The 11,430-nt window shown below is 47.5% G+C and carries 14 protein-coding genes and 3 riboswitches; of the genes, 2 read left to right on the top strand and 12 right to left on the bottom strand.

Annotation, left to right across the window (positions count from 1 at the left end):
- The 3 genes from kdpA to FJQ58_RS12055 all read right to left on the bottom strand — a co-directional run bounded on the left by kdpA (position 1) and on the right by FJQ58_RS12055 (position 2,305).
- Positions 1-1,680 (bottom strand): potassium-transporting ATPase subunit KdpA, encoded by a 1,680-nt coding sequence (gene kdpA / locus FJQ58_RS12045; RefSeq protein WP_139993668.1) that lies wholly within the window; start codon positions 1,678-1,680, stop codon positions 1-3.
- 19 nt (positions 1,681-1,699) lie between these two features.
- Positions 1,700-1,777, bottom strand: a complete 78-nt coding sequence (gene kdpF / locus FJQ58_RS33410) for a K(+)-transporting ATPase subunit F (RefSeq protein ID WP_139993933.1) — start codon at positions 1,775-1,777, stop codon at positions 1,700-1,702.
- Between the two features lie 129 nt (positions 1,778-1,906).
- A complete protein-coding gene (locus FJQ58_RS12055; protein ID WP_139993669.1) occupies positions 1,907-2,305 on the bottom strand; it encodes a hypothetical protein in 399 nt (132 codons plus the stop codon).
- Positions 2,306-2,424: 119 nt separating this feature from the next.
- Positions 2,425-2,597: riboswitch (cyclic di-AMP (ydaO/yuaA leader) on the bottom strand.
- Between the two features lie 88 nt (positions 2,598-2,685).
- Positions 2,686-2,884: riboswitch (cyclic di-AMP (ydaO/yuaA leader) on the bottom strand.
- Between the two features lie 441 nt (positions 2,885-3,325).
- Between FJQ58_RS12055 and FJQ58_RS12060 the strand changes: the two genes are divergently transcribed.
- Together FJQ58_RS12060 and FJQ58_RS12065 are read left to right on the top strand one after the other, a co-directional pair.
- Entirely contained in the window at positions 3,326-3,760 is a 435-nt protein-coding gene (locus FJQ58_RS12060; RefSeq protein ID WP_139993673.1) for a hypothetical protein, read from the top strand.
- A 46-nt stretch (positions 3,761-3,806) separates the two neighbouring features.
- Positions 3,807-3,968, top strand: a riboswitch (cyclic di-AMP (ydaO/yuaA leader).
- 5 nt (positions 3,969-3,973) lie between these two features.
- Positions 3,974-4,399, top strand: coding sequence for a hypothetical protein (locus FJQ58_RS12065; protein ID WP_139993676.1), 426 nt, complete (start codon positions 3,974-3,976; stop codon positions 4,397-4,399).
- Positions 4,400-4,524: 125 nt separating this feature from the next.
- On the opposite strand, the gene kduD is transcribed toward FJQ58_RS12065, so the two are convergent.
- The 9 genes from kduD to FJQ58_RS12110 form a co-directional block, all read right to left on the bottom strand.
- The gene (gene kduD / locus FJQ58_RS12070) at positions 4,525-5,280 is read right to left on the bottom strand and encodes a 2-dehydro-3-deoxy-D-gluconate 5-dehydrogenase KduD (protein WP_139993678.1); all 756 of its coding nucleotides are present in this window, start codon (positions 5,278-5,280) and stop codon (positions 4,525-4,527) included.
- Positions 5,281-5,284: 4 nt separating this feature from the next.
- A complete protein-coding gene (locus tag FJQ58_RS12075; RefSeq protein ID WP_139993680.1) occupies positions 5,285-6,079 on the bottom strand; it encodes a DeoR/GlpR family DNA-binding transcription regulator in 795 nt (264 codons plus the stop codon).
- A gap of 25 nt (positions 6,080-6,104) precedes the next feature.
- Entirely contained in the window at positions 6,105-6,935 is an 831-nt protein-coding gene (gene kduI, locus FJQ58_RS12080; RefSeq protein ID WP_139993682.1) for a 5-dehydro-4-deoxy-D-glucuronate isomerase, read from the bottom strand.
- Positions 6,936-7,162: 227 nt separating this feature from the next.
- On the bottom strand, positions 7,163-7,432 hold the full coding sequence (locus tag FJQ58_RS12085; RefSeq protein ID WP_238404013.1) for a hypothetical protein: 270 nt from the start codon (positions 7,430-7,432) through the stop codon (positions 7,163-7,165).
- 132 nt (positions 7,433-7,564) lie between these two features.
- On the bottom strand, positions 7,565-7,834 hold the full coding sequence (locus FJQ58_RS12090; RefSeq protein ID WP_139993684.1) for a histidine phosphatase family protein: 270 nt from the start codon (positions 7,832-7,834) through the stop codon (positions 7,565-7,567).
- A gap of 19 nt (positions 7,835-7,853) precedes the next feature.
- On the bottom strand, positions 7,854-8,417 hold the full coding sequence (locus FJQ58_RS12095; protein WP_139993686.1) for a hypothetical protein: 564 nt from the start codon (positions 8,415-8,417) through the stop codon (positions 7,854-7,856).
- Positions 8,418-8,507: 90 nt separating this feature from the next.
- A complete protein-coding gene (locus tag FJQ58_RS12100; protein ID WP_139993688.1) occupies positions 8,508-9,425 on the bottom strand; it encodes a helix-turn-helix transcriptional regulator in 918 nt (305 codons plus the stop codon).
- An 89-nt stretch (positions 9,426-9,514) separates the two neighbouring features.
- Positions 9,515-9,985 carry a hypothetical protein gene (locus FJQ58_RS12105; protein ID WP_139993690.1) on the bottom strand — a complete coding sequence of 157 codons (471 nt, stop codon included), beginning with the start codon at positions 9,983-9,985 and terminating at the stop codon, positions 9,515-9,517.
- Positions 9,986-10,063: 78 nt separating this feature from the next.
- The gene (locus tag FJQ58_RS12110) at positions 10,064-10,891 is read right to left on the bottom strand and encodes a DUF4362 domain-containing protein (protein WP_161601310.1); all 828 of its coding nucleotides are present in this window, start codon (positions 10,889-10,891) and stop codon (positions 10,064-10,066) included.
- Positions 10,892-11,430 lie beyond the last annotated feature (539 nt).

Below are 11,430 nucleotides of genomic sequence, written 5' to 3' on the forward strand. Positions count from 1 at the left end.
TTATCCGAGCGTTAAATATTCCGCAACCGGCCCAAGCACGATGACCGGTAAAAAAGTAAGAGCCCCGATTAAAAGGACCGTACCGATTAGAAGCGCCGTAAACAAGCCATTGCCCGTGCGAAACGTACCGAGCGTCTCCGGAACATGCCGCTTGCTCATAAGTGAGCCTGCAACAGCCAGCATAGCAATCATCGAAATATAGCGGCCAAGCAGCATGACGAGCCCGGTGCTGATATTCCAGAATGGCGTATTGTCTCCTAAGCCTTCAAAGCCGGAGCCGTTATTTGCCGCCGAAGACGTGTACTCGTACAGGACCTGGCTTATGCCATGGAAACCTGCGTTCGTAATCGCTCCTTGCCCCAAATCCGTCATAAAGGCGATGGCGGTGGGCACTAATATAATGAAGGGATGGACGAGGATCGCCACGGCGATGAGCTTCATTTCACGCGGCTCAATTTTTCGCCCCAAAAACTCCGGTGTCCGTCCGACCATCAGCCCGCATATAAAGACGGCTAAAATGGCATACATCAGCATATTGATGAGGCCGACTCCCTTGCCGCCAAAAACGACATTCAGCATCATTTCAGCCAGCGGCACCAGCCCGCCAATCGGTGTCAGCGTATCATGCATATTGTTGACCGTACCGGTTGTAGCCGCTGCCGTCACGGTTGTGAATAACGCCGACTGCGCAATGCCGAACCGGACTTCCTTGCCCTCCATGCTGCCTTGCGAAGCATCAATGCCAAGCGCGCTCAGCGCAGGGTTGCCCGTTTTCTCCGACGTATAAGCAAAGCTCAGAAATACGATAAACAAGCACATCATCGCGGTGAAGATCACCCAGCCCTGCTTTTTATTTTTGGCAAACAGGCCAAAAGCATAAGGCAGCGAGGCAGGAAGCGCCCACATCGACAAGATTTGGATCACGTTCGTTAACGGGTTCGGATTCTCAAAGGGATGGGCCGAATTGACTCCAAAAAAACCGCCCCCATTCGTTCCTAGATGCTTGATGGATTCCAGTGAAGCAACAGGGCCTATCGCTATTTGCTGCATCGCTCCTTCCAGCGTCTTGACTGTCAGCGTAGGGTCCAGGGTTTGCGGCACTTGAAGCGCCACGAGTACGAGCGTGATCACAAAGGATAGCGGTAGAAAGATCCGGGTATGCGCTTTGACAAAGTCTTCAAAAAAGTTGCCAATCGTTTGTCCTTTGCTCGTAATTCCGCGGACGAACGCCATAGCAACCGAGAAGCCGGTCGCCGCGGACGTAAACATCATCATCATGATGACGGCCATTTGAGAGAAATACGACAGCGCGCTCTCTCCGCTGTAATGCTGGAGGTTCGTATTTGTTATAAAGCTGATTACGGTATTGAAGGTAAGCGTAGGCTCCATGCTCCCAGTGCCATTCGGGTTCAGGGGCAGCGCATGCTGCAAACGCAAAATCAAATAACTAATAGCGGCCAAAATAAAGTTCGTCGCAACAAAGCTGAGCACATACTTTTTCCAGCCCATGCCCTCTCGCCGCTTAAGTCCGATTATTTTGAAAATCAGTCTCTCCGAGCTGCCGAACACCTTATCTAGTCTGTTCGCTTCATTGGAAAACACATGATAAACGTAAGTGCCGAGCGGCTTCACCAGCAGCACAAGCAGGAAAACAACGACAAGCATTTGCAAAATATCCATGGCCAACAAGCCTCCTCCACTAAAACTTTTCCGGATGAATTAACGCATAAACCAGATAGATGAAAACAAACAAGGCGACGATCGATACAATGATCATGGGCGTTCTCCTCCCGATCCCGATGGATCAACCACGCTGCCGCACCAAGCTAAAAAACCGTAAAATAAACCAAAGCATGCGATAAAAATGAGCATCATATATACGTCCAACAAGGAAATCCCTCCTATGCTATTTGCTGCTTAACAAAAAACCAACCTCGCCGGTCTGTGAAAACACAATGTGATTCGCTCCAAGCCCCTTATATATGGCTCGTGGGTTCCATTGCTGCGTAATCACATAAATAGACTTGGAGGTCCAGGGCCGGCAGCATTGCACGAAGCGGCAGCTCAGCGCTAGGCTGCTCTCAAATATGAACACCTCGCGAATGGGAACATCCGGCGGCTGCCAGCTGCCGCGGTTATTCGTATTGATGTAAAGCACATCTGGAATGCCCTGCTTTCGCAGCCGCTTCTCCTTCGCCTTGCTGTTCGTAAGCACAATAAATTTCAAGCGGCGGAACTGCAAGGTGCGAATAAAGCTGTGCCCTGCCTCACTAAGACCGGCAATGACTATATGATTTTCATCCAATTTTTGTATCCTCCATTTGGTAAAAAAGGCAACAAAAAAGAAGCCTTGGGATAAGAGGAACCAATCCCGCGGCTTCTTATGCCCACAGCTTAATAAGCTGCGGGAAGCGCATTGGTTGTTGCCTCTCTCGAGTAAGCTTACGAGGTTAGCTGTCGGATTCGGGCCTTGAGAGTTGCCCTACGCTTGGCTGCTGGCCAGCGATTCACCCCATGGAGCGATCCTTGCGACTAAGCATGGATCGTCCGGTTGGTTCCCCCGTTCCTGCTATTGCAGGACTCAGCATCGTACTTTCTTGCAAAAATAGCTGCTTTGGGCAGCAAAAAACCGCAGAGGTACATGACACTCTGCGGTCGAGGTTAATCGATCACAAGCTTCATCATTCCTCTCCATATCCACGCTTACGAGGTTAGCTGTCGGATTCGGGCGGTGAGAGTCGCCCTACTTCAAACCGGTATCCATGGTACCGGCTGAAGATTCACCCCTGCTATGCGACATCCGACTCTCACATCGGACAGGCGCCTAGCGTCATTCATGGTTCCCCCGTTTTCCGCTTTCGCAGAAACTCAGCGATCAGTCAATCGAACTTCATTCGTCGTTCCTGTATCGAATCTTACTCCTCGCGCTCCCTCTCTGTAAAGGCAGCTTATTGGTTAAATAAGTTAATTTGAGCCTTGCAGCTCGTCATGTAACGCTTACATTCACGTTTACCTCGATGAATCTCGTTATTTCTTCTTTTTTCTCATGTTTATGAAAATAATCCATTTGCCTAGTCAGCTGTTTTTCAGCAGCATACGCCTCTTTTCCCCAAGGCTGCGCTTCTCGAAGCATAAACGAGCATTTTCCAGAATAAGCACGTTTTCTTCGTCAAAACGCTGCAAATGATTTAGAAATGACGCCACAAAACCTTATCTGGGTTAACGGCTGTTTTACACCGATTCGTTTCCGGTTTACTATAGACGGCAAGCCTTAATGGTTGCCTGTCATCTTCGAATTTCATTCGGTTAAGGAGAGATATCCTACATGTCCATTCAAGCCAAAGACCCTTTACCCAGTCCCAAATGGTCAACGCCAGCAGTCCTCACTATCAAGCGAATACAGATGTACGTGCTGGAAGAATCGTTTAATGACCGGCCTGCCGGCTATCATATTTATCTTCGCCTGTCCGCTGAAGAGGGTTATGGCTGGAGCGAGCTCTTCCTAAACAAAGCCGATAAGCCAAGAGATTGGACAACCTGGTGCGGCATGCTTCTAAAATTTATCGATGCCTCAATCCAGCATCAGCTGCCTGTGATCATTAGCCCGGCATTATGTGGACAGGATGATCGGCTATGCCAGCTGTTTAGGGCTGCCGCCCACCGCGTGAGCAGCGAAGATTTAGGTTTCCTTAACCGTGAGTTCGAAGATAAGGAAGCTCTTTTTTTCAAACAAGCGATCTCCTATATTTCGTTGTTTTGAATGCATAAGATTTACAGAAATGCAATTGAGGGGTATAATTAAGAGTACACTATTCACGCTTAATTTTTCGCAAGAAAAAGCGGGGGAACCATCGCGAGCGATTGTCATCGTTTCGCAAGGGGTGAATCCAGGGATTTGTAACCCTGGTAGGGCATTCTCTCTAGCCCGAATCCGACAGCTAACCTCGTCAGCGAACAAAGGAGAGATTTATTTATGTTGACAAATTGTGCAAGCCAAATGCAATATTTTGCAGAACAGACCCCTTCATTATCCGTCACTCGTATTGAGCTGTTTGTCATCCCTGCTCTCGCCGTCGATGCTTCAGGTCATCGCGTATGTCTCCGTTTAACAAGCAATTTGGGAATTGGCTGGAGTGAGCTATTTGCCAGCGATACCGAGGATACGATTGACTTGGACAGATGGAGCGATCTCCTTCAAAGCTTTATCGGCAGCATCCCACTTCCACCTCTTGACCATTTTCAATACGACAAAACGGATCAGGACGGCCGCATACTTGATTTATTCGCAACTGCCGCCTTGCAGGTCCTGGCACATTCCGCTGATTCGTCTTCGCACAAAACCAACCTTGAAGAGTCTGTTTTACGTCAACGTTCTGTCTCCTATGTCTCATTGGATTAATCGCATGACTACAAAAAATAGACAGTCCAGAACAGTTAACCGCTCTGGGCTGTCTTATTTTGTTCGTTCCTTATGGCTCAAGCTTGAAAATATTGCGTCATGCTTGTTATGAGCACATGACTGGTTTATCTCACCAGCCAGCCGCCATCAACGGCCAGAATATGGCCATTCATATAATCGGAAGCTGCGGAAGCCAAAAATACCGCTGGACCGATCAAATCCTCGGACGTACCCCAGCGTCCTGCCGGAATGCGGCCCAAAATCTGAGCGCTGCGGACTGGATCCTCACGAAGGGCTTCCGTGTTGTCCGTACTCATGTAACCCGGTGCAATCGCATTGACCTGCAAGCCTTTGGCAGCCCATTCGCTCGCAAGCGCTTTGGTAAGCCCCGCTACCGCATGCTTGCTGGATGTATAGCCTGGCACATTAATGCCGCCTTGGAAAGATAGCATCGAAGCGATGTTAATGATTTTCCCCGAGCCTTGCTCAATCATATACTTACCCGCTAGCTGGGATAGGGCGAAGACGGAATTCAGGTTCACATCCAGCACCGCCTGCCAATCTTCATAGCTGTGGTCTGCGGCAGGAGTGCGGCGAATAATGCCCGCGTTATTGACCAAAATATCGATACGCCCCAGCTCATCAACGGTACGTTCAACGATCCCAGCGAGCTTCGTACGATCCGATATGTCGGCTTGTATCGTCACCGCTTTGCGTCCTAGCTCCCTTACCGCGTTCGCCGCTTTGTCGGCAGGCGTACTATTGGTAACGAGCACTACGTCAGCGCCCGCTTGCGCGAAGCCAAGAGCAATCGCCTCGCCTAGGCCGCGTCCTGCGCCCGTAACGATAGCTGTTTTTCCAGTCAAATCAAACAAACCCATCAGTTCAAGTCCTCCCTCTTGTACGCTTCCCGCTCTCGGGAAGCACAGCCTTCATCATCCGTATCGAAAGCGCCTCGTATTTCGCTGCTACCTCTGGCAAAATCCCATCATCGGTAATGATGTAATCAATCTCGCTCAGCTCCGCAAACGTAATCAATGCGCCTTTATCGAATTTACTATGGTCAGCCAAGCAATAAACGGTTTTGGCATTGTCCATATAAAGCTTCTTCAGCTTGGCGAGCTCCTCCGTGAAAATGGTCAGCCCATATTCCAAGTGAATGCCCGTCGTCGATAAAAACAGCTTATGAACATTCAGCCGTTTAATCCATTCCTGCGATTCGGCGCCGATCAGCAAGTTATTATGGCGGTAGCCGCCTGGGATCACGAGCCTTACCTGATCCTTCGCCGTAAGCTCCCGGATAATAAGCAAATCATTGGTTAGCACGGTCACGGGCATGTTAGGGAGCCTCTTCGCCATTTCAAGCGTCGTGCTGCCTGCATCCAGCGCAATGATATCATTGGGCTCAATGCAGGAGAGCGCGAGCGAGGCAATGGCCGACTTCTCCTGTTGATGCTTGCTGTTTGGGAACTGCAGCGGGTAGAGGCTGTCCTCGCCCGCTTGTTCCGGAACAGCGCCTCCGTGCGTCCGTTTCAGAAGCCCTTTTTCCTCAAGCTTCTCCAAATCCTCACGAACTGTTTTTTCCGTAACGCCAAACTGCTCGCTCAGCTCGGATACTTTCACCGCGCCGAGCTGCTCTAATTTCTCGATAATTTTGCGATGCCGTTCAGCAGCAAGCATGGTGCACCTCCTGTAGCGAATACTCCTATTTTAGCTCGCTTGCAGGTACTGCGTCCATGTCTGTGAATGTATAGTTCTCGCCTGCCATCGACCAGCAGAACGTATAGTTGCTCGTGCCAACGCCGGAGTGGATCGACCACGGAGGCGAAATGATCGCTTGCTCATTCGCCACGACAAGATGTCTCGTCTGCGAAGGCTCGCCCATCATATGGAATACGCGCGCATCATCATTCATATCAAAGTAAAGGTATGCCTCCATCCGGCGGTCATGCACATGAGATGGCATCGTATTCCAGACACTGCCCGTTTGCAGGCTAGTAACACCAAGCATCAACTGGCAGCTTTGAATGCCGTCTGCATGAATATATTTGTAGAGAACGCGTTCATTGGACGTTTCTTGCGAGCCAAGATGAGTCGGATTTGCTTCTTCCATCGTCATCTTGCGGGTAGCGATTTCGGCATGTGCAAGGGCGGAACAGAAATACAATTTAGCCGGGTTTTCTTTGTCGGTACTCGACAACAGCACTTGGCGTTTGCCTTTGCCAACGTATAGCACTTCAAGCTTATTTAGCTCGTACACTTCGCCGTCAACGGAGATGGAGGCTGGTCCGCCGATATTCAAGAAACCGATTTCACGGCGCTCCAAGAAATATTCGGTTTTCAGCGTTGCCGCATCCTCCAGCTCAAGCGTTTCGTTTACAGGCAAAGCACCGCCAACGATCATGCGGTCGTAATGCGTATATGTCATTTTGAGTTGATCCTGTACGAACAGGCTCTCAATCAAAAACTCACTGCGTAGACGTTCCGTATCGTATTGCTTCACATCGGTTGGGTTTGTAGTGTGGCGTACTTCCATGGTTTATAAGCCTCCTAATAGTTTTATTGCCTATGCCTGACTCGCAAGCACAAGCCATCGTTTGATAATGTTCGTTTTTATAATAACACACATTTACGAACATAAACAGTACCTTTTATGAAACCTTCTATTTTTGAAATCAGCAACGAGAATTCGCTGCCTTCTATAGCTTTAAACGCCAAAAAGAGGAGATTTAATCTCCTCTTTCTTGCGAAACTATATTTCATTTACCAAGTGATCCAGCCGCCTGTATGTTGATAATCATACAGCAAATCATATTGCTCAAGGCGCATCAGCTGCTTCATGCGCGTTCGATACAAACGATTTCCGTCCCTTTTTACTTCGGTGCATTCTTTGTCGTAATGTACGCTTTTGATCCCTTTGCGGTATTCCCTTGTTTTGCTTCTTCTTGGGTCCTTATGCTGCTTGGCTTTAATCTGAAGCTTAGAAACTATTTGCTCATTTTCCCACAAAGCAATCTCTTCTACTGCAAACATCTTCATCCCCGTTGTATCGGGTTAGATTATGGCGCTTGGCCATGAATACCAATACAACTAATAGAAGAAGACCTTAGGATTGAACATCTCCATCACCTCGAAGTATGTCAGTATGTCAGTATGTGCTCGATATTAACAAGACATCTTATTGTGCTGCTGACATTCAGTTCTTTCCTTAAAACCATCGACAAGAAGAACAGCTTCGTCAATAAAATTGGCAGCTCCCTCCACGGTTTGCATCGCCCGTTTGAAAGAACTAGATAGAACAAGATCAATGTGATGTTCCTTAAGCAGGTCTGTCACTCTTTTTGCATCATTGCAACCATGCTCGGATAATGGCCGATTGACCTCATCTGGCGTATATACGGAATGGGCATGCCGCACAAAATAGAGATTGGTCATTCGTTTTCCTTGCTCCTTTTCATTCCACCGTAATGGTAGCGTACACGGAGCCATTGTAATGGCTGTCCACTACCGACTCATCCAACGAGAAATTGCTGTTCGCAGCAATGAGGTAGGTTCCCTTCGGCAGCAGCAAATCCCTCTCCCCATAAAATGATTTCCAATAGCTAGCCTTTAGATCGTCACTGGCATAACCACCGCTTTTTTGGAACGGAATTTGATGTTTTTCACCCTTTATATAAGTCGTTGGGGCAAGCTCCGTTGTACTTGCGCCTTCCATTTCAAACTGCTTGCCATCCGTGATATAAAATACGATTTTCGCTTGAGGCCCCCAAACCGTTATCGAAGATTCGTCGCCGATATAAGTTATGCTTGCGGAATAGACGATCGGCTCTCCCTCCTCAAAGGTAGTCTTATCCAGATGAACGCTCATTTCAAAAAGCTCATCTTTATGCTGCAGTTTAGGTGCCGCCATTTTCCCCATAAGTATAGGGTCCATTGCCTTTTCCTCATTATTTCCGCTGCCCTTGCTGCTGCATGAGGTTAGAATGATGATCATGACCAGTAAAACAATCCGTTTCATGATACCTCCTATTATGCGTAATATTTCCATTATGAACTTCCAAACGCATAAAAGAGAGGAAAGGTTTCACGCAAGCTTGTATAACCTTATTCATACCTTGTACTTTAGGGCCAACTTCCGAATATGCAGCTGCAGCTCCTCTATGACGTCCGGAGGTTCGATGACCGTAACATAGCTGCTATAGCTAAGAATGCTCCGAATCGCATTCTCCATGGATGAATAAAAAGTGATGACCGTTATAGTTCCGTCTGCATTCGCCACAACCTCGTCACTTCCGAATTCATCCCTTACTCTCGTCTTTAACTCCTGATCGAACAGCAATTCTGCCCTCACTCTGGAAAAAATGGCTATCCCCATGAACTGCTGCTCCACATCCTGCAGCGAATAATTGCGACGGCTGAATCGCTCTGGCATGGTCCTAATCTGCAGCATACGAGAAAGACGAAATACTCTAATGTCGGAACGCATTAGGCAATACCCATACAAATACCAGACATAGCCTTTTAGAAAAAGCCCCATCGGTTCAATCGTCCGCTCGGTTTCCGTTCCTTTATTGTCCAAGTAATCGATTTGGACAAGCTGGCAATCTTTAATCGCTTGGTGGATCAGAACAATTTTCTGTTTATCGTTCGGGGTCGGTGTCAAATCAAAATCCACATTCATTTGGTCAGCTCTTGCCTGATTCGGCATGATTGCCCCAATTCTCTCAAGCAGACCATCAAAGTCAGTGCTGTCCGTAACGGAACGGACACCCCGCAGGGCAGAGAAAATAGAAGAAAAATCATCGAGCGACAGAATTTGCTTGTCAATGCGGTACCCTGACATAATCTCATAGCCGCCATCCGAGCCGGGAAAGGAAACAATTGGAATGCCTGCTTGATTAATCGATTCCATATCCCGGTATATTGTACGCAAAGAGACCTCGAAGCGCTCGGCAAGCGATGTCGCGCTGACCCGGGTTTGATTAAGCAAAGTCATCGTTATTGCGAGCAGTCGGTCCAGCTTCATTCGAGGTTTCTCCTTCGTCAATCCGATTTATGGCTTTTTCAGCTAATCATTCATTCTGCATCTGGCTGCCGATCCCCTTCTTCATTCTTTTATTTCAAATAAGACAATACATGCTCTTTCATCTGTTTCTTTTCTTCCTCTGACAATGAAATCGAATGAGCGCCTTCATCATGCCCATCGGGAATCAGTATGGTCGAAGGAGATTTGAGCTCTTTTTTGCGGCTACCACCATCATCGTGCATCGTGACACTGGACTTGCTACCGCTAGAATGCTTAAATTCGGACTTTATAAAATTCCCTTGCAAATCATAGGAATCTTCAATCGTTTTCACATCGGACTTGATATAGCCTTTTCCTTGTACGATATTAGAAATAGCATTTACCTTCATATAGCCTGTTATCACAAATATGCCCTCTTCATTTTCCTCATCCGTCACAGTCGTAAAAGCTTCAATGTGTTCCACTTTCTTAGACGCGCTGCACCCACTTATCAATATAAAAGCAAGTCCTAGCACAATGAATGGCAATATTGCCGCTAATCGAAACAGACTTCTTTTCATATTTATAGCTTCGCTCCTTTACAGAGGTTTGGTTGCAAAAGGCAGATCAACTTGGCTTGTGCCCGCTTCTCCTCATAATTAGGGAATAAGCAAACTAAAGGTAGGGTTTTCGAGCTCACTGCCCACGCAACCGGTTAATCGATACTCTTTGCCTTTATTCGTTTTTTTCTTTGTTATTGCACTGCAAGCAGATGTCGGCTTGATTGGGCTGCCATACGCATCATGCGTATTATCAAACGTATATTCAATTTGGTTTCCGTCAAACAGCAAGTCATAAAATATGGGCCCTCCTTCAAAAGTATAGGAAGTAATATGAAGGGTATCCGCTATTCCTTCTTTTACGTTGTCGACGAAAGAATGCCACTTGTTCAGATTGCTCCATTTCCCCATCAATTGCACAACATTCCCGTTTTGATTGGCCAATTCCTCGTCGTAATAAAGGCCCCAAATCATTTTTTTGAGCGTTTCTGTCGCGGCAGCAGTTAGCCGGTATCCGGTACCCGTATCGTCTACCTCGGTATACATGCCTGTCTCCATTCTCGGTTGAAGCCACAAATGAACAGAACGCTCCACTCCATTGCGATTTACGACAATGTCATAATCTGGTCTTCTGACATCAAGAATGCCCATGATTCGGCTTGCGTTGCGAAACGCATCTTCAAAAACGCGGACATCTTCCGCCTGCTCAAAAATGCCATAAACATCGGTATTCACATGGCCAAATTGCATCGACCTGCTTACCGTCACCTGCGCCGCCGCAGCCTTCTCCCCAGCCTCAATAGCATGCACCAGCTTCTCACTGCTATTAGTTGGAACAATCGTCTGCTCAGAAATGGACATACAGCCCGTAATAGCTGCCGTGCTTGCGAGCATGACGATAGCAAACTTCATTTTCGCCCAAAACATGCTATCACCCCAATTATACAAACGTTTACAAAATTGTAAAAGTTGCATCTTCGACTTAGGTGGTAATCTAGCTCGTGTGCAGCTTTTAGCTTGGAGTGTTAGATCCGTGAGCAGCTTTTAGCCTGGAGTGCTAGATCCGTGAGCAGCTTTTAGCCTGGAGTGCTAGATCCGTGAGCAGCTTTTAGCTAGGCAACGCTCTCGCTTCTTAAGATAACTCTTTGCGATATTAGAGCCACTCGACTTGGCATCCTTGCTTTACTTACATCGTGCAATAAAAAAAAGCTATTTCAACTTCACCTCGCTTGGTGAGTTAGAAATAGCTTTTTGGAAAGTTAGAATCGCCTTCGCTGGCTCTTCACTTGCTTGGACTTATTTCCTTTGCGCGAGTGAGGCACATCTACCCACATGCAATGGTCGATCCTCGTTTCGCATCAGAAGCTTGAATACATTTCTCTAATCCAAAGCCACTTGCCGCTCATTTGGAGCAACTCAGCCAGAATAGGTCTATTTTTTAGACCTATTCCTTCCATTTCAGCTGT

Source organism: Paenibacillus paridis, assembly GCF_006345825.1.
Classification (GTDB): Bacteria; Bacillota; Bacilli; order Paenibacillales; family Paenibacillaceae; genus Pristimantibacillus; species Pristimantibacillus paridis.

Bases quoted from the DNA above. Each gene is read 5' to 3' on its own strand.
- FJQ58_RS12110 (WP_161601310.1), bottom strand. From the start codon at position 10,891: ATGTTTTGGGCGAAAATGAAGTTTGCTATCGTCATGCTCGCAAGCACG.
- kduD (WP_139993678.1), bottom strand. From the start codon at position 5,280: ATGGGTTTGTTTGATTTGACTGGAAAAACAGCTATCGTTACGGGCGCA.
- FJQ58_RS12095 (WP_139993686.1), bottom strand. From the start codon at position 8,417: ATGAAACGGATTGTTTTACTGGTCATGATCATCATTCTAACCTCATGC.
- FJQ58_RS12100 (WP_139993688.1), bottom strand. From the start codon at position 9,425: ATGAAGCTGGACCGACTGCTCGCAATAACGATGACTTTGCTTAATCAA.
- FJQ58_RS12090 (WP_139993684.1), bottom strand. From the start codon at position 7,834: ATGACCAATCTCTATTTTGTGCGGCATGCCCATTCCGTATATACGCCA.
- FJQ58_RS12105 (WP_139993690.1), bottom strand. From the start codon at position 9,985: ATGAAAAGAAGTCTGTTTCGATTAGCGGCAATATTGCCATTCATTGTG.
- FJQ58_RS12065 (WP_139993676.1), top strand. From the start codon at position 3,974: ATGTTGACAAATTGTGCAAGCCAAATGCAATATTTTGCAGAACAGACC.
- kdpF (WP_139993933.1), bottom strand. From the start codon at position 1,777: ATGATCATTGTATCGATCGTCGCCTTGTTTGTTTTCATCTATCTGGTT.
- kdpA (WP_139993668.1), bottom strand. From the start codon at position 1,680: ATGGATATTTTGCAAATGCTTGTCGTTGTTTTCCTGCTTGTGCTGCTG.
- FJQ58_RS12085 (WP_238404013.1), bottom strand. From the start codon at position 7,432: ATGTTTGCAGTAGAAGAGATTGCTTTGTGGGAAAATGAGCAAATAGTT.
- FJQ58_RS12060 (WP_139993673.1), top strand. From the start codon at position 3,326: ATGTCCATTCAAGCCAAAGACCCTTTACCCAGTCCCAAATGGTCAACG.
- FJQ58_RS12075 (WP_139993680.1), bottom strand. From the start codon at position 6,079: ATGCTTGCTGCTGAACGGCATCGCAAAATTATCGAGAAATTAGAGCAG.
- kduI (WP_139993682.1), bottom strand. From the start codon at position 6,935: ATGGAAGTACGCCACACTACAAACCCAACCGATGTGAAGCAATACGAT.